Origin of the sequence: Algoriphagus sp. 4150, assembly GCF_031457395.1 — a bacterium.
Taxonomy (GTDB): Bacteria; Bacteroidota; Bacteroidia; order Cytophagales; family Cyclobacteriaceae; genus Algoriphagus.
Window position 1 is genome coordinate 131,299 of record NZ_JAVDWS010000014.1, and the last position, 18,078, is coordinate 149,376.

At 43.1% G+C, this 18,078-nt stretch carries 16 protein-coding genes and 1 tRNA gene; 13 read left to right on the top strand and 4 right to left on the bottom strand.

All coding sequences use genetic code 11. The features are described from left to right. Nucleotides 1-55 precede the first annotated feature (55 nt). Nucleotides 56-847, bottom strand: a complete 792-nt coding sequence (locus tag J2X69_RS17095) for a (Fe-S)-binding protein (protein ID WP_310105988.1) — start codon at nt 845-847, stop codon at nt 56-58. 158 nt (nt 848-1,005) lie between these two features. Further along, nucleotides 1,006-2,340 (bottom strand): 4Fe-4S dicluster domain-containing protein, encoded by a 1,335-nt coding sequence (locus J2X69_RS17100; protein ID WP_310105992.1) that lies wholly within the window; start codon nt 2,338-2,340, stop codon nt 1,006-1,008. Nucleotides 2,341-2,442: 102 nt separating this feature from the next. On the opposite strand from J2X69_RS17100, the gene J2X69_RS17105 reads away from it, so the two are divergent. The 6 genes from J2X69_RS17105 to J2X69_RS17130 all read left to right on the top strand — a co-directional run bounded on the left by J2X69_RS17105 (nt 2,443) and on the right by J2X69_RS17130 (nt 6,118). After that, nucleotides 2,443-2,515 (top strand) — tRNA-Phe (locus tag J2X69_RS17105). Nucleotides 2,516-2,917: 402 nt separating this feature from the next. Further along, on the top strand, nt 2,918-3,409 hold the full coding sequence (locus J2X69_RS17110; RefSeq protein ID WP_310105995.1) for an RNA polymerase sigma factor: 492 nt from the start codon (nt 2,918-2,920) through the stop codon (nt 3,407-3,409). After that, the gene (locus tag J2X69_RS17115) at nt 3,406-3,834 is read left to right on the top strand and encodes a hypothetical protein (protein ID WP_310105997.1); all 429 of its coding nucleotides are present in this window, start codon (nt 3,406-3,408) and stop codon (nt 3,832-3,834) included. Before J2X69_RS17110 ends, J2X69_RS17115 begins: the two co-directional genes overlap by 4 nt. A gap of 3 nt (nt 3,835-3,837) precedes the next feature. Continuing rightward, on the top strand, nt 3,838-4,383 hold the full coding sequence (locus J2X69_RS17120; protein WP_310106000.1) for a DUF4252 domain-containing protein: 546 nt from the start codon (nt 3,838-3,840) through the stop codon (nt 4,381-4,383). Between the two features lie 94 nt (nt 4,384-4,477). After that, nucleotides 4,478-4,966 carry a DUF4252 domain-containing protein gene (locus J2X69_RS17125; protein ID WP_310106003.1) on the top strand — a complete coding sequence of 163 codons (489 nt, stop codon included), beginning with the start codon at nt 4,478-4,480 and terminating at the stop codon, nt 4,964-4,966. Nucleotides 4,967-5,551: 585 nt separating this feature from the next. Continuing rightward, nucleotides 5,552-6,118 (top strand): hypothetical protein, encoded by a 567-nt coding sequence (locus J2X69_RS17130; RefSeq protein ID WP_310106006.1) that lies wholly within the window; start codon nt 5,552-5,554, stop codon nt 6,116-6,118. Nucleotides 6,119-6,900: 782 nt separating this feature from the next. Here the strand turns inward: J2X69_RS17130 and J2X69_RS17135 are convergent. Both J2X69_RS17135 and J2X69_RS17140 read right to left on the bottom strand, forming a co-directional pair. Beyond that, nucleotides 6,901-8,634 (bottom strand): M14 family metallopeptidase, encoded by a 1,734-nt coding sequence (locus tag J2X69_RS17135; protein ID WP_310106010.1) that lies wholly within the window; start codon nt 8,632-8,634, stop codon nt 6,901-6,903. A 12-nt stretch (nt 8,635-8,646) separates the two neighbouring features. Beyond that, a complete protein-coding gene (locus tag J2X69_RS17140) occupies nt 8,647-10,254 on the bottom strand; it encodes a M14 family metallopeptidase (RefSeq protein WP_310106013.1) in 1,608 nt (535 codons plus the stop codon). A gap of 211 nt (nt 10,255-10,465) precedes the next feature. On the opposite strand from J2X69_RS17140, the gene J2X69_RS17145 reads away from it, so the two are divergent. The 7 genes from J2X69_RS17145 to J2X69_RS17175 all read left to right on the top strand — a co-directional run bounded on the left by J2X69_RS17145 (nt 10,466) and on the right by J2X69_RS17175 (nt 18,037). After that, entirely contained in the window at nt 10,466-11,293 is an 828-nt protein-coding gene (locus J2X69_RS17145) for a universal stress protein (protein WP_310106016.1), read from the top strand. A 3-nt stretch (nt 11,294-11,296) separates the two neighbouring features. Further along, nucleotides 11,297-12,544, top strand: coding sequence for a cation:proton antiporter (locus tag J2X69_RS17150; RefSeq protein ID WP_310106018.1), 1,248 nt, complete (start codon nt 11,297-11,299; stop codon nt 12,542-12,544). Nucleotides 12,545-12,691: 147 nt separating this feature from the next. Continuing rightward, nucleotides 12,692-13,189: a DUF4168 domain-containing protein gene (locus J2X69_RS17155; RefSeq protein ID WP_310106020.1), complete on the top strand. Its 498-nt coding sequence runs from the start codon at nt 12,692-12,694 to the stop codon at nt 13,187-13,189. Nucleotides 13,190-13,343: 154 nt separating this feature from the next. Then, nucleotides 13,344-14,381 carry a ferrochelatase gene (hemH, locus tag J2X69_RS17160; protein ID WP_310106024.1) on the top strand — a complete coding sequence of 346 codons (1,038 nt, stop codon included), beginning with the start codon at nt 13,344-13,346 and terminating at the stop codon, nt 14,379-14,381. Between the two features lie 288 nt (nt 14,382-14,669). After that, entirely contained in the window at nt 14,670-15,833 is a 1,164-nt protein-coding gene (locus J2X69_RS17165) for an AIR synthase related protein (protein WP_310106027.1), read from the top strand. 402 nt (nt 15,834-16,235) lie between these two features. Further along, nucleotides 16,236-17,570: a neutral/alkaline non-lysosomal ceramidase N-terminal domain-containing protein gene (locus tag J2X69_RS17170; protein ID WP_310106030.1), complete on the top strand. Its 1,335-nt coding sequence runs from the start codon at nt 16,236-16,238 to the stop codon at nt 17,568-17,570. A gap of 188 nt (nt 17,571-17,758) precedes the next feature. Beyond that, nucleotides 17,759-18,037 (top strand): DUF983 domain-containing protein, encoded by a 279-nt coding sequence (locus J2X69_RS17175; protein ID WP_310106033.1) that lies wholly within the window; start codon nt 17,759-17,761, stop codon nt 18,035-18,037. Nucleotides 18,038-18,078: the final 41 nt, after the last annotated feature.

Genomic DNA, 18,078 nt, shown 5'->3' on the forward strand with positions numbered 1-18,078 from the left:
GAAAAACCCTTTCTACCTAACGGCAAAAAGGGTCAAATTGATTCATGGAAAAAACTTAAATCCCCATGTCCTTGGCGATCATTTCTGCCAGATCATAGACTTTCACATCAGCTTCTCTTTCCTTACTCTTCACCCCGTCTGTCATCATGGTAAGACAGAATGGACATCCTACAGCTATTGCATGGGCTCCCGTCGCCAAAGCTTCTTCAGTCCGCTCCACATTAACGTCTTTTTTTCCCGGTTCAGGCTCTTTAAACATCTGCGCCCCTCCTGCACCACAGCAAAGTCCTTTGGTCTTGCAGCGTTTCATCTCTACCAGTTCTACATCCAAGGCTTTGATCACTTCACGTGGCGCTTCATATACATTGTTGGCTCTGCCCAAATAACAGGAATCGTGAAAGGTGATCTTCTTTCCTTTGAATTCTCCGCCTCCTTTCAGTGCCACTTTACCGGCATTGATCAATTGCTGGAGAAACTGCGAATGGTGAATCACTTCGTAATTCCCTCCCAAGGCAGGATACTCGTTTTTGATCGTATTGAAGCAGTGCGGGCAAGCCGTGACTACCTTTTTGATGTTGTACCCGTTCATCACCTGAATATTTGCCACAGCTTGCATCTGGAAAAGGAATTCATTCCCGGCACGTCTGGCAGGATCGCCTGTACAGGCTTCCTCAGGGCCGAGCACAGCAAAACTTACTCCCACCTTATTCAGGATTTTGACAAAAGCCTGAGTAACGGCTTTATATCGATCATCAAATGATCCGGCACAGCCCACCCAGAACAGTACTTCGGGACTCTCTCCTTTGCCGGCCATCTCGGCCATGGTTGGAACTTTATATGTAGACATAATTTAGAATTACGATTTGAGAATTACGATTTACGAGCTCGATCTCTAATTCAGAAATGATCTCTGCCCAGAAACCCCAAATTCTTTATACTATTTATTTCACTTCACTTACCGAGTCTACTTGCCTACTGAAACTGATGACTGAGACTGGCAACTGATTACTCCATTTCTTCATCTTTCACTTTCTCTGCCCAGTTGAATCGATCCGAAGGACTGAATTTCCATGGTGCAAAGCTGGTTTCCATATTTTGAAACATTGCATTCCATTGTGCCGGAGTACCGGATTCTTCCATGGCCACGTAGCGTCTCATTTCCAAAATGATTACAAGCGGATCAATATTCACCGGACAAGCCTCCACACAGGCATTGCAACTGGTGCAGGCGTTCAACTCTTCTTTGGTGATATAATCCCCCAAAAGTGACTTACCATCATCTAGTCCTTTTCCCCCTGTATCCAGACTTCTTCCTACTTCTTCAGCCCGGTCACGCACGTCCATCATGATCTTTCTCGGAGAAAGTTTTTTGCCGGTAATATTCGCCGGGCATTCTGCTGTGCAACGACCGCACTCAGTACAGGAGAAAGCATTCATCACATTAATCCAACTCAAATCATTGATGTCTTTGGCTCCAAATCGACCGATTTCAGCAGGAGGATCAGCCGAAGTATCCACAGGAATACCGAGCATCATATTCACCTCATTGGTCACAGCCGGCATAGTTGACATTTCACCTTTAGGCTTCAGATTCGAATACCATGTGTTTGGGAAAGCCAGAAAAATATGCAAATGCTTGGAATAAGTGACATAAACTCCAAAAGCCAAAATCCCGATAATGTGGAACCACCAAGCAACCCTTTCTGTGAAAATCAGAAATTCCGAACTGAAGCTTTCAAAAAGGGGTGCTAATAATCCGCTGAAAAACAACCCTCCAACAGGAATATATGGATCCACGCCCCTCGAGGCCAGCACCTGATCGGCTGCATTCATCTTCAGAATAGCTATCATCAGAACAACCTCCATAATCAGGATAATATTGGCGTCTAATGCCGGCCACCCTTTAATGTCAGGATTGATGAAGCGGGGTAGCTTGACAATATTTCTTCTGATCAGAAAGATGACACAGGAAACAAGCACGGCCACCGCGAGAAATTCAAAAATATTCATTGCTATGGAATAAGCGGCTCCCAAAAAAGGAGCAAAGATCCGATGTGTCCCGACCATACCATCTATGACAAACTCCAAAACCTCGAGATTAATCACCATAAAGCCCACATAAACGCACAGGTGCAGAAGAGCAGGTATTATTCTCTTGAACATTTTCTGCTGCCCGAATGCAACTCGTATCATTGCCTTCCATCGTTTGCCCGGCTGATCATTTCTAGTTTCAGCTTTGCCCAGTAAAATATTCCTACGAAGGAATTTGACACGTTTGATCAAAAAGAAGCCTGTAATGGCCAAAATGATCAAAAATAATAATTGAGGTAAAAAGCTCATAGTGATGATATTAGCGTATTTCTTGGGTTTTGGTCTATATTTTTTTCTAAAATGGCTTGCTTCAAATACTCAAATACCTACCTTTGCATCACTTTACAACAAGGTGATATAGCTCAGTTGGTAGAGCATCGGACTGAAAATCCGTGAGTCGGTGGTTCGAGTCCACTTATCACCACAAGCCATGAAGCAATTCATGGCTTTTTTTATGTCTTTTTTTAACCACAAAGAGTACAAAGATTTCGCAAAGTGCACAATTCCATATTCTGAACTAAAACTCAGAACAATCCCCCCTACTTTCATCTCATCTGTATATCCTACATTCATTAGTGTTGCAATTTCTTTATCGTAAGATACTGAATCATTTTTTGGATGCTGATAGGCAAATTAAGAAATAGTCGGCATGCATACTATTTCTATCGCTAATTTAGAAGCAATTTAGTCTAGCTAACCATCCCAATCAAAATACTTAACTTATTGAGAGTCTTTAGCTCTTCCCTTTTCCCTGTATGTGTAAAAAACTTTAACTTTTTTTCTTCACAACTGTAACATTTGCCATTCCCATGCATTACCGTATTAAATGAAGTCATTTTTTGAAGCACATATCTGGCCGCAAAGAGGCAGGCTCTACAGGCTGGGTTACCTCTGGGTGAGGGATCGGTCCTTGGCGGAGGATATGCTTCAGAATGTCTTTGAGAAATCTTTCGGAAAGGAGGAGGAACTTAGCAGTCACCCAAACCTTGCCGGCTGGCTGGTGAAAAGCCTGAAAAATGAAGTGTTAATGCACTTTCGACAGACCAAGAAACTGGAATCATTAGAAGGACTGGAAGAATTGACAATGGAAGAACCGGTTTCTGAAGACATAAAGGATTCTGTCAGACAGGTAATGAATCTTGTAAAGGGATTGCCACTGCGCCAACAGGAAATTTTCCTCCTAAGAGAGGTGGAAGGATTGAGTTACGGGGAAATCACCGAGCATCTGGACATCAGTCCGGAGCAAGTGAAAGTAAATCTTCACAGAGCTAGAAAAAGTATCCGAGAGCGGATGCTAAACCAAAAATCAACCAAATGAACCAGCGAATAGACGAATTACTCGAAAAGTACTGGGAAGCGGAAACAAGTCTGGCGGAAGAACAAGAACTAAAAAATCTGCTTCAAACTGCCTCCGGCTATGAGGATGAGAAAGCATTGTTCTTAGGCACCAGCACCTTCTCTTCCGAAGAGCCGAACCTAAAGATGCCTACCAAGACCATCCCAATCAAATCCGGAAATTGGATGAACTGGGCAGCATCAGTGGCAATCCTTGCCGGATCTATCTGGGGATGGACAGTATATGAGCAAAAGCAGGCTGAGAAGCAGGCGTACATGGAAGTGATGCAGGCCTTTGCCCTGATCCAAACCAATCTATCCAAGGGACAGGAGGAAATGCATGTGATGAATGATTTAAAATACCTGAATACGACAAACCAATTATTTGGTAACGCTATAATTAAATAAGCCATGCAAAAATTTCTTCTAATTCCACTTTTGGTCTTCGCCTTTATAATTAAGGCGCAAGCTCAGGACGATGCCATCCAGCGTTTTTTTTCCAAATACATGGATGATGACCGCTTTTCCAGGGTGTATATCAGCCCGAAGATGATGCAAATGGCGGGAGGCTTTCTGAAAAGCAATGCAGGAACAGATAAAGATGCCGAAGATCTGGGGTCATTGATATTAAAAGTGAAAGGAATCCGGATTCTTTCCTCAACCGAAGTGGACGGACTGACTTTCTATAAGGAGGCAATGGGAACCCTCAGTCAAAATAAATACGAAGATCTGATGGTGGTTCAAGACAAGGACAGCAGTCTGAAATTTATGGTTCGTGAAGAAGGGGGATTAGTGAAAGAGCTGATGATGATCTCCGGTAAAAAAGGTGATTTCACACTACTATCCATGCTGGGAAATTTTACTTACGAAGACCTCAACCTACTTGCCGAAAAGACGGATATACCGGGAATGGATCTCTATGGCAAAGGGAGTAAAGGATCGAAGGGAAGCAAATGAAGTAGCAAGTAGCAAGTAGAGCGAAACCGGAGGTCAAAAGACAAGGTTTCAGGAATTGAAAATCATTTAAACTAGCCATACTATAAATAAGACTATGAAAAAGTTAATTCTAACCTTAGCACTAATCGGAGCGGTGATGGCCGTCCAGGCACAAAGCAAAAGCGTCAAAGCCCTGTATGAAAAATACAAAAGCCAAGATGATTTCTTCCACATGGAGCTGGGAGGCAATTTCATGAACTTTGCCAACGGCTTCAAAATCGACATGGATAAAAATGACATGGCGACCGTAGCCAAATCAATTGAGAAATTGAATTTCTTTACACTACCCGATCATGCGGACAAATCCAGAGTGGAATACAAGGCATTGCAAAAAGGCCTGGAAAAGGAACGATATGAGCTGCTAATGGAAGCTTCTGAAGGAAAAAAGGGTGGTGTGGTGGTTTATTCCAAAGGAGGCAATACCATTTCTGATTTAGTAGTGCTGGTGGGAGGTGATGACGGTGACCTAATGGTCGTGGAATTGAAGGGGAAATTTGACCAGGAAATGGTAGCCAAAGCGACAAATTACAAGGGAAGAAATTAATTCTTCCGAAAAATCAGAAATCACAGAAATTCCAATTTTTGCAAGTACTCCTTAAACAGGCTTAGAATTGATTTTCTAAGCCTGTTTTTTTTGTCCATCCTAAAATTGTGGGATAAAATTCAACCAAGCTCCCACTAGTAAAGTCACTAAAATCCCAAAACCGGCTTGATTTCAGGTCATTGCAAAAGGCTGTCAAAAAAAATTTTCAATTTTTTTTGACAAAATTTCCATTGGGAATCCGTAGAAATGCTTTTTACCTGTAGTCATTATATTTTGCAAAAATAAAAAATTCAGTAAAATATTCTTCAAAACCACAAAAACGCAAAACACAAAGAGTTTCGCTATCGATTGCGAAAGCATTTTATTAAATTCATAAATTTTACATTGTTCTGTTACGAAATCATTAACAATTATCTTTTTTTATTGAAGTATTTGCAATTATCATTTTCCGTCGTACCTTTGAATTGTAATAACAAACCAATCGGTTACCCCGATGGAAACTGTAGCCCAAAACACCCCTCCAAGAGACGGATCAGCCGTCCGGCGGTTACACAAAATTTAGAACCTATTCAAACCAATTATTAAATGAAAAAATTATTCACATTGCTTTTTGTAGCGGGGATCGCTGCAGGAGCGTTCGCAAAATCTGAAGGCACGGCTGTTCAAATCAGACAGACTGAAACCACCAAGGTATCAGTAGCTTTCAATGAAGCGCCACATGGTACCGTGATCGTGAAAATCACAGATTCTCAAGATAGGTTGATCTTAAGAGACAAAATCAACAAGACAGAGGCATTTGCTAAGAAATATGATCTTAAAGCACTTCCTGAAGGAAACTACTCTGTAGAAGTTATGGACGAAACAGGCGTACTGAGAACTGCCTCTTTCAACAACTTTGTAGCTAAAACTCCGGCCGTATTCTCTAGAGTTTCTCCTATGGGTGACAACAAATACAGATTGCTTGTAAGCAACCTTGAAGCAAAAGACATCGAAGTAATGATCTACGATGGTGACAAATTGATCCACTCTGAGAAAATCGATAATCCTCAAGGTCTTCACAAAATCTACACTATCGACAAAGTAAGTGGAGCAGGTATCAACTTTAAAGTGAAAACTGCATCAGGATTTGAAGGATATGTGACTAGCCTATAAGCTAAACCAATTTTCTATAAACTAGCCCCGCTTGAGCAATCGAGCGGGGTTTTGTTTTTAGCACGCTTTTTTTACCGCAATGATCATGGAAGTTAACACAGAGGACACAGCCAATGAAATGATTTTATTTTTCCGCCAACATAAACTGAAATCTCTGACCCAAGAAAAAGGATTAATAGCTATTAACCTGCTCTACTACAAAGGTTAGTAATCCCAGCTGTCTTCACACAGGCTTTTCAACTTTCGTTTTTTGGACTGACAATAAAGGTATTCTCTCCAAGCAGCCCTTAAAATCCGGAAGAGGTAATGTCAAAAATGGTATCCTCCTCGCAAACCTTCGCAACCCTTGTGGTGAGAATCCTTAAAAGGAGGCTGTCTCATATAATTGTCACATTGAGCAGCCAGTCTGCCGAAGGCATGAAAGTCGAAATGGGCTTAATTAGCACATAAAAGGCTTCGACTTCCCGCCAAGGCGAGGCAAGCTGCTCCCAATGACGGATTTAATCTGAGTGAGCAGGTATTGGTATTGTGTCAGTTCGAGCACCCGGAAGACGGGAGTCTGAAGGAAGAGAACCCTTCGATTTCGAGACTCTCGTCTCTCAAGTGCTCAGGATGACCTTAATTTGTCCCTAATTACCTTGCTGTCACTACTCTTTTGTAAATTCTAAATTTTCCTTACTCAGCCTGACAAGAAAACATGATAATGAGGCAGCCTCATTTCTTTATCTCATCGTCAGAAAACAGGTCAACAATGCTTACTGGGACCGATCACTGTGACTTTACTACTTCTTCCAACTTGCTTTCCCTCCTTTAGCAGAATCCACTGCAATGGAATAATTAGATCCTGAAGATACAATCCACTTCACTTTCACTCCGGTCATACCGGGTATATTCGCAACTGATATTTTCTCAGGAGTTACCTTTTGCTCGGTAAATTTGTTGAAATCCTCATCTTCAACTACAAATCCCGCTACTACCTTGGCTCCGGATATAGTAACGTAGTCCGGTCTTTCGATTTTGTATTTGAGATCCTGGCTTGCATGAGTTGGCATCAGTCGCTCGTTGAAAATGGTGGCTGTAATGGCTTTCAAACCTCCACCCAACTCTTCTTCTTTCACATCCATTACAGACAGCTTTGGAGTGTGATACGCATGATAGATCGTGAAAGCCGTATTTCTATGTGCATCCTGCTCAAGTAAAAATCCCGGATGGGCACGGCCAAAGTTCTTCTTAAATCCACCGATTTCCACAGTCCCAAACTGCGGATGATCAAACTCATGCCAGTTTACAAATGCATCCCCCATGGTCAATAACTCATCCACCTTAAACATTTCGTCTTGTCCACGTCCCTGAGATTCCTTGTGAAAATAGAGGTAAGAATTCATCAGCTCGTTGGAATAGGTAAATACGCCCCGCACTCCATAGAACCAATCCAATTCTCCTCCGAACACAGAATAAAGATCCTTGTAAACCGTCAAATACCTATAACCTGGAATCATCTCCTCTCCCCGCTGTGCAATAGCGTCATAGATTCTGATATCGTCCCGATTGTAAGTATTTACGTCCTCTTCAGCACCCGGCCCTCGAAGAATCATTCCACCAGAGTTATGGAAACTTTGAGCCCCTGCTATATTCGGATGCTTCATCACAAACTCCATGACAGATCGATTTTCAGGAAGTGTAAAGGGATATTTCAAAGCGCCACGCTGGATGTAATCCGGCTGCCAGTTCCAGCCCCAGTCCCGATTGGGATCGTAATACCCTATACCGTCGTCGTTCACACGGCCATCACCATCCAAATCAGTACCTTCTTGGCCCAGCATTTCGTACTCTCCCCTCTTATCAGGCCCCACCATAATCAACTTTCTGGGATCCTGTGGATCTTTGATGTAGCGACCGGTAGGTGATTTCCGGATCATCATCGTAATGTGGCCATCTCCATCCAGATCATCCATCATATCCTCTCCTGCTTCGCCATCCCCGTCATTGTCCAAAATCATCATTCCGGATCGTGGGGAATTTGCCGTATTTGGCTCTAAAAAAAAGTTATTTCTTGCATCAGGATTAATAGTAGGTGTGATGTAGAAGGTTTTATCCTTGAGGAGTTGCCTGACAAACTCATTGTCAGCAAACATTTCAGTCAGGTACCAAGCGCCATACAGAGAGAACTCTCCTCCCTGAATTTCATTGGAGTGAATATTCCCATCGATCCACATGCCCGGTTTGTCCGTGTCTTTTCCTGTGGAAAAATCAGTAATCGTCAGCGTCATTATATCACGGCCCTCGTAGGATTTTCCTATTGATTCGAGTTTGGCGAGGTTTGGATGCGCTGCCGCAATCTTTTTCATATTATCCACCAACCCCTCATAGGTATAATATCTGTTGAAAGCGATTTCTACTTTGGGATTGTGGGGAGTACCTATTGCCCGAAAAAACTTCTCCTGTGCCTCAGCTTTATAACTTACAAAGCTAAAAGCACCCACAGCCAAGGCAAAGACTAATTTTGATATTTTCATGGTTTTCATGGCTTAGAGTTTTAAAGTAGTAGAAGTGAAACCGGCGTGAGAAGCGCCTGCCTTTACAGTCACATTTCCTGAACCCCGAATAATCCAGCTGAAGCTGACTTTTTCATATGCACCGAGGGAATCCACTAGTTCAATTTTATTTCCTGACACAATTTTGTCTGGCGTGGCATCCATATCAATTCTGATTTTGCGCAGCCATCTGGATTTCTCTCCCATTTCCGAGTGAGTTGGGATCGCAGAGTTGTTGAAAAGATCCAGCGTCACCCGGCTTAGTCCGTTGCCAAGCGATTCACTTTTCACATTGTGAATCTCCAGTTTTGGTTGCATCCCTGCCAATTTTAGGATGAATTCTGTATGCTGAGCAGCGATTTCATCTACTTTTTCAAAAGTCGGAGTTCTCATCACAAAAGGCTTAATCCCTCCAACTTCCACTTTTTTGCCCAGAAAATCAGGGTGCTGTACTTCAGTCCAAGGCACGAAAACATCATTCATACCCAGAGAATCCGCCCAGGCCAAGAAATTGGCTTCAGCATTGGACTTGCCCTTCCCCGTAGCATCCTTGAATTCAGGCACCCAATAACCCGGAGTACTGAAACTCAGCCTACCGAAGTGGAAATATGCCCATTGAAAGAAATCACCATCAGTCCCTTGATTATCTTGCAGATACGATTGCTGCTTTACGGTTTCTTTATAGAGATCTGACACCAGTGTATTGATAGCCTGATCCTTTTCTAAGATAGAAGTGACCACACGCTTGGTAGCATTTCCTGCATTGTACTTCAGCGGTGAAGACAAATTATTAGCCGGAGAAAAAGTAACAAAAGCAAAAATATTCCACTGTTCAAATAAATAATCCAACATGGCCCTGGATTCCTTTTGGCTCACGGGCATATCTCCGGCCAATGGCTCGAATACGGGAAATTTGTACGTCAACGACTTATTGAATGCGATTCCTTCTTTCAGGTCTTCAGCAAATTCACCGTCTTTGTCATCATCTTTGGATTCCTTGTAAAGCAGATACTTTCCTGCTTCGCCTTTTGATCTATCAGCTTTTACCAGTACTCTTTCATCCTCCTTTGAGACTAAATAATCTCCCATCGGATCTTCTACCCGCATCACAGTGATCATTCCGTCCCCGTTCAGATCCGTATAGCCACTGCCACCCGGAATCCCATCACGGTCATGATCTACTGACACAGCGTTTCCCCTTCTCTCATATTTTAGCGCAGCATGATATTGCTCATATGCATCCGGAGACATATTTGGGAAAATGTAAAAGGTCGTAGATTCCAATGCCTTCCGATGATCTGCCACTAATTTTTCGGCAAATTGAACTGCAAGCTCTACGCTCAACACCTCATAGCCTTCCACTCCACCGACTACTGCCAATGCGGGCTTCTGATCCTTTTGACCGGTACCAATTTTCAGAACCCAGATATCTTTGTCCCCATCGGTTTTGGTGAGTGATGTGAGTTCAGCGGAAGCATTGGACGCTATGCGCTGCAAACGCTGATTGAGTTGAGTCAGGGTTGGGTAGTCTGTCTGAGCATAAGCAACTCCCGACATGCCCATCCCGCAGACCAGCAACCAACTGAGTAGTATTTTTTTCATAAATGTTTGGGTTTTAAATATCTGATTTGCCGATTTTCTCCTTGAAGAAAGGCGTATAAATTTTACTAAAATTTGGCGATAAAAAGTCTTATCCTTTTTGTGAATGTGGAAATACCACTTGAATGGGAATTGCTTGTGATAAATGGAGTTATAAAAGAGATGTTGGACAGCTGGGCAAAATTCGCTTATTTAAGGGCATTACCTTTTAGCAATGTATCAAAAAGTAGCCCTTGCCATAGCTTTTTCCCCTAGGATGGAAGCTTTGATTTCTGAAACCAAACGACTGGTCCAGCTTTTTGGATCTGATCTGATTCTCATTCATATCGGCAAAAAAACCGATGAACTGGAAGCAAAACTCGATGAGATTATCATCAAAACAGGCTTGGACAAGCTCAAAACCGAGCTAATCTGGAAAGAAGGGAAACCTGTAAAAATGATCCTGGAAGCATGTAAAGAACAAAAAGCCGACTTGCTGGTGGCCGGAGCATTGAAGCGTGAGAAAATGCTTACCTACTACATGGGTTCTGTAGGGAGGAAAGTGATCCGAAAATCCAGCTGTTCTGTACTGACCCTGATTAACCCTCAAGTAAACGCGAAGAGATTCTCCAAAGTGGTAATCAATGGCACGCAGCTGGAGGTAACTCCCAAAGTAATTGAACAAGGGTTGAAATTCTGTCAGATAGAGCAAGTTCCCCACGTTCATATTCTCAATGAAATAAAGTTATACGGATTTAGAATGGCCACAGCCTCGGAGGGACCTGAAAACGAAGTATCAAACACTCGGCGAAAATTGATACAAGAGGAGGTCAGGTATGTACAGGAAATACTCAAAGGCTTGGATAAAACAGGTTTGAAAATCAATATCAAAATAACCGCTGGCAAATGGGCTGTAGAATTAGTCCGTTATTGTGAGGCTTTTAATGCAGATTTGTTGATCATGGGTGATGAAAATGGGTACACATTTATAGACCGTCTTTTTCCTCATGACCTTGAAGAAGTACTAACTGAGCTTCCTTGCAACCTTCTAATTATAAAGTAAAAGATGGAAAGCTTAGCGCACAAGGATGTCATCAATTTGCTCCTGCAACTTGCCAGTATGTTGTTATTGGCCCGGGTGTTTGCAGAAATTGCCCAGAAATTCAATCAACCTTCCGTGGTCGGGGAAATTCTGGCCGGGGTAGTTTTAGGCCCTACGATATTGGGATCTTTGGGACCGGAGGTTTTCGATTTCTTATTTCAAAGTAATCCGCCTTCAAATCTGGCTTTGGACGGTATAGTCCAAGTGGCCGTAATACTACTTCTTTTTGTAGCCGGATTGGAAGTAGAGCTCCACTTGGTATGGTCACAGGGTAAATCTGCCTTAGCCATCAGCTTGCTGGGATTGGTCATTCCATTTGTTTTGGGATTTATATTTCCGTACTTCTTTTCCGAGTTCTTTGGATTGGGAGAAGGAAACAGACTGCTATTTTCCTTGTTCATGGGCACAGCCATGTCCATCACAGCGCTGCCTGTAGTGGTCAGAATCCTCATGGATATGAACTTGTTTAAGACCAAAATGGGGATGGTAATTGTGGCAGGAGCTATGGTAAATGATATCATTGGATGGCTGATTTTCTCAGTTATCCTGTCTTTTATGGGGCAAACAGCGAATCTTTCGCTTTTCAACACAATCGGAATTACGCTATTATTCACAGCCTTTATGTTGACATTGGGAAAGGCCATGATCAATCGTGTCTTGCCTTGGATCAATAAAAAGTTAGCATGGCCCGGAGGGCTTTTGTCCCTTTCTATGGCCTTTTGTTTTCTGGCAGCTGCTTTTACCGAATGGCTGGGGATCCATGCAATATTTGGTGCCTTTATATTTGGCGTGGCTCTTGGTGACTCTGACCATCTATCAGAAAAAGCAAAAGAAATCATACATCAGTTTATCAACAACATCTTTGCGCCTTTGTTCTTTGTCTCGATTGGGCTAAAAATTGACTTTGCTGCAAATTTCGATGTTCTTTTAATTTTGGCAATTCTGGCAATTTCATTTACAGGTAAAATTGTCGGTAGTGGATTCGGCGCTTATAGATCGGGCTATACACTAAGAGACGCCTTGGCTGTAGGTTTTGGGATGAATGCAAGGGGAGCTATGGAAATAATCCTGGGCATTATCGCCTTGGAAAATGGCCTAATCGACGAAAAGCTCTTCGTCGCATTAGTTGTAATGGCACTGGTGACATCGATGACAAGCGGCCCGCTGATGAAATGGGCACTGCGTGAGAAAGCCCCGCTACATATTCAATAAATCATCTAAAAATCTGTGGGGATGCTACGGAAAACTAGTTCTTTTTTTCGTTAAAACAGGTTAAAAACAAGAATTAATAGGATTTAAATTAGGGGTTTTATATAGGGTTTAGTAGGTTAGCAGAAGCTAAACCAAAACAACAACCACATGAACAATCTAAAATCATCAAAATTATTCTCATTTGCTGTGGTGGCGGCATTCCTTATGGCCAATGTAGCAATAGGACAGCAGCAGACTCTTCCTCCAACTGTACAGGAAGGAGTGCAAGAAGATTTCTCGGAAAAAGAGATCGAGACATTCGTGAAAATCAATAAGGAAATCATGCCTTTGCAGGAAAACATCCAGACCGACATGGTCAGTTCTATTGAAGAGGTAGGCATGGAAGTACCTAGATTCCAGGAGCTTGCCCAAGCACAACAAGGAGGCAAACTTCAGGAGGTTTCTCAGGACCCTAAAGAATTGGAAAAATTTAATGCAGTAGGCCAAAAGATCATGAAACTCCAGGAAAGCCTTCAGGGAGAAATTGAGAAGGTAATCGACGACAACAAAATGTCGACCGAGAAGTTTGAGGCAATTTACATGGCTTACAACACCAATCCGGAAGTCAAACAAAAAGTAGACAAATTGATCTCTGAGGACACCTAATGAGAATAATCAGCAAATTTATAACAAGCCTGGCCTATGCCGGGCTTTTTTATGGTTGAAACTTTCAATGAGGATTTGAATCTTTCAATGTAAAAAAAAGAACCAAAGCACTACTTTTGGGTTCTCATTAGGAAATCTTCACAATAGAGCGCTCATGACTAAAACCGGAAAAACCGGCATTTTGCTGGTGAACCTGGGAACTCCAGATAGCACCGCTACCGGCGATGTAAGAAAATACCTTCGCGAATTTCTAATGGATGGACGTGTGATCGACATTCCATTTCTATCCAGATGGATGCTGATCAATTTTATAATCGCGCCTTTCCGGGCTCCCAAATCAGCACATGAATACCGTAAGCTATGGACAGAAAGAGGCTCTCCCCTACTTTTCCACACCGAAGATCTCAGGGATCGGTTGATAGAAAAACTTGACCCCAAGCAGTACAAAGTAGCTATCGCCATGAGATACCAGAGTCCATCCATCGAAGCCGGGTTGGATGAATTGCAAAAAGCCCATGTGACCAAAATCATAGTATTGCCACTCTTTCCCCAATATGCTTCTGCCTCTACGGGATCGGTTCAGGACAAAGTGATGGAGATCGCCAGAGGCTGGCAGATTATTCCTGACATTTCCTTTATAAGTAATTTCATAGAACATCCATTATTTGTGGAAGCTTGGGCAGAACGGGGCAGAGCGATGCTGGAAGGAAAAGAGTATGATAAAATCCTGTTCTCATACCATGGCCTTCCTGAACGACAGATTCTAAAAGGATCCGTAGACGGTTATTGTCAGTTAGGAGCATGCTGCAATAAATATGGGGCAAAAAACCACTATTGCTACCGTGCGCAATGCTTCCAGACTACCCGACTGATAGCCGGCAAATTAGGAATCCCGGAAGAGAAAACCGTAAACTGCTTTCAGTCTAGACTGGGAAAAGACCCTTGGGTGAAGCCATATACCGACGTAGTTATCGATGAATTGGCTGCACAGGGAGTGAAGAAAGTACTTGCCTTTTCCCCAGCTTTTGTTGCTGACTGCCTGGAAACCACCGTGGAAGTCGCAGGAGAATACCGCGATAAGTTTTTGGAAGCCGGTGGAGAGGAATGGGATTTGGTGCCAAGTTTGAATTCTGAAGATACCTGGGTAGAATGTGTGAAGTCAATGGTGCTGGAGCATTCCGGGGTTAACTGATTTTCACCACGGAGCCCACTGAGTTTTCCGCAGAGAAAATGTCCTGCTTCTCCAGAAGCAGGACTTTTATATTCAAAACATGAAGCAGTCTGAAGACTGCCATAATTTAAGTCCAAGTCATGAGACTAAACTAATCTCAACTTGAGCCGAATTCTCGGATTATATTCAATTGCGTTCTCTGCGAAAACCTCCGTGTCCTTTGCGGTTAAATTCATTCTCCTCAGCTGCCGATTCAACTTTACCCGTCTTATTCATCCATTTTGGATAGAACCTATTAACTTTGCGCTCATGAACGAGCGATATATGCAGCGCGGAGTTTCCGCTTCCAAAGAAGATGTCCACAAGGCTATTTCTAATCTTGACAAAGGACTTTTCCCTCACGCCTTTTGCAAAATCGTAGAAGACACCCTTGGCAACGATCCTGAATACTGCAATATCATGCATGCGGACGGAGCCGGTACCAAATCCTCTTTGGCTTATTCCTATTGGAAAGAGACAGGTGATGTGAGTGTATGGAAAGGAATAGCCCAAGACGCCATCATCATGAACACAGATGACTTGCTATGTGTGGGTGCAATCAACAATATCCTCGTTTCTTCCACGATTGGGAGAAACAAAAACCTTATCCCGGGCGAAGTGATCTCTGCCATCATCGAAGGCACCGAAGAAGTACTTCAGATGCTACGGGACAATGGAGTAAATGCCGTACTGACCGGTGGTGAAACTGCCGATGTGGGAGACTTGGTCCGAACAATTATCGTGGACAGCACTGTTACTTGCAGAATGCGCCGTGACGAGGTAATCTCCAATGATCAGATTCAAGGCGGTGATGTAATCGTAGGATTGGCTTCTTTTGGTCAGGCAAAATACGAAACATTCTATAACGGTGGCATGGGAAGCAACGGCCTAACCTCTGCCCGTCATGATGTGTTCAACAAAGTATTGAAAACAAAATACCCGGAGAGCTTTGATCCTTCTGTACCGGAAGACCTTGTTTACTCAGGCAAATATAATCTGACCGATCCGGCTCCGGGCTCTCCTGTCAATATAGGAAAGCTTGTACTCTCTCCTACCAGAACTTATGCGCCGATTATGGTGGATGTGCTGAATTACATGAGACCTAGAATTCACGGCTTGGTACATTGCAGCGGTGGAGCCCAGACCAAAGTGCTTCACTTTGTAGAGAATGTGCATGTGATCAAGGACAATCTTTTTGAAACGCCTCCACTTTTTCAAATCATCCAAGAAGAAAGTGGTACCGATTGGAAAGAGATGTACAAAGTTTTCAATATGGGCCATCGAATGGAAGTTTATCTTGACGAGCGAGATGCAGAGGAGATTATCGATATCGCTGAATCCTATGGCGTAGAAGCTCAAATCGTCGGTCGGGTAGAACCTCACCAAGGCAAAAAAGTAACCATCAACAGCCCTCACGGCACTTTTGAATATTAATTATTATGATTATCCGAAATGATGCCAGTAGCATTATTTTCTTTGGTTTGCTTGTCGGAAGACCGAAGACGGGTGACCTGCCTTTGCCGGTAGGCAGGCCGAAGTAGCCTCAATGCTAGAGTTTACCAAATCCTATATTGCTTTTGTTTCGTTACTGGCAGAAAAGCGGATTTACAGACTAATTATTCTCAGTATCCGCAAACATGCCAGTAACAGTATTTTCTTTGCTTACCTGACGGGAAGACCCCTCCTCGCCGATAGGGCGGGGATGACGGGTGACCCGCCACGGCGGTCAGGTCGAAGCACCGACAATACTAGTGGTTGCCATATATTAAATCGCTTTTTGCCTTAAACTGGTACAATTGTGGACATACATATTAAACAGCAATGAAAGCAAAAAGCATGTTAATAAAAACAACGAAGGTTCTATGCTGGACTTTTGTTGTTTTGGTGGCAATTGCCTTGGTCGTATTGACTAAAGTAGATCGCTCACCGATTCAGGATCAAGGTTTTTACAAGGAAACTTTTGAGCGGTTAGATCAGACTACTTTTTCAAATTCACAGGGAGACATCTGGATAGCAGGTTGGTCTAGCGTCAATATGACTCCGGATGAACCGGCAGATCTGGTAGGTTATGCACCCAGAGGAAAATATGAGTTTGTTCAGGACAGCAGCTACGTCAAAGCATTGACACTTTCCAACGGTAAATCCCGGGTTACTTGGCTTAATTATGAATTACTGATCGTTCACCCTCATCTTGCTGAGCAAGTTCGGAAGGCTATCTCAGCCGCCGAACTACCGATAGACCAAGTGATCTTCACTGCTACGCATACGCACTCCGGTATGGGCGGCTACATGCCGGGTCCCATGGGAGAAATGGCTTTTGGCGGGTATGATCAAGGTGTTGTAGATCTGATGGTTTCCAGGAGTCTTTCGGCGTTGAGAAATGCAATAAACTCCCAAGACACCACTTCTATTGCCTATCGAAAATCAGATGCAGGCGATTTGGTCGCCAATAGATTTGTGAATGGCGGTGCTACAGATCCTTATGTCCGACAGCTTATTTTTACCAAAAAATCAGGCAAAAAAGCTATTTTCCTTACCTATTCCGCTCATGCCACCACGATGAGTACCAAGTTTATGGGCTTATCCGGAGACTACCCTTTTTACCTCACCAAGGATCTGGAAGCCGGCGGTTTTGAATTTGCTCTGTATGCTGCGGGGACTGTAGGAAGTCACAGACCAATGAGACCCGGAAACACACCCGAAATGGTGGAACTGTATGCCCATAAACTAGACTCCACATTGAATTTGTCTACATCTGATTTAGATACCATCGCCAATTCGGAAATGAAAACAGGATATCTTCCAATCTCACTCCGAGCTCCACACCTTCGGGTTACTGATAATTTGCGTATTCGTCCTTGGCTGTTCAATTACTTACTTGGCGACACCAATGCGCACCTTGACATCACCCAAATCGGAAACACATTGATGATTGCCTCAAGCGGAGAGCTCTCAGGGGTTTTCTATGAAAAGTGGGAAAAGCTGGCGCAAAGAAAAGGCTTGAATCTGATCATCACCACGTTCAATGGCGGCTATATCGGCTATATTACTCCTGACGAATTGTATGATGAGAATTTCCATGAGGTCCGGGAAATGAACTGGTATGGCCCGGGAAATGGAAAATACTTTGACGAGTTGATTTTGGCAGTTATCGAAAAATCACAACCATAACTGGCCCAAAAGTCCTATTTTAAGGAGCTTTTATCCAGTTCAGAGGATGTTGCTTGTTGTATTTTTGTCAAAACTTAAAAGCAATGAGATTTTCCACCTTGAAGAGTATATATCAATGCAAATGTCCACGTTGCCATAAAGGCGACATGTTTTTGCGGGGCAAGTTATTAACCACTAAGTTTTCGGTGATGAATAAGCATTGCTCACATTGTGGACAGTCTTTTGAACCGGAACCGGGATACTACTTCGGTGCCATGTTCATTAGCTATGCCATCAATACTGCGCTTTTCATTGCTGCTTGGGTGGCTTTGTCTCTCATCTATCCGGATTATTCTCTCAAACTTCTTCTATCATTACTTGGCCTCACCGTGCTGATCTTCTTGCCGTTTATTTATCGGGTCAGCAGATCTATCTGGATCTCGATTTTTGTCCCTTACAGAGGCAAAGATCTACCTAGTCCGCCTTGATTTCTACGCATTTCTGAAGTGGGTATATTTGAACTATCTTT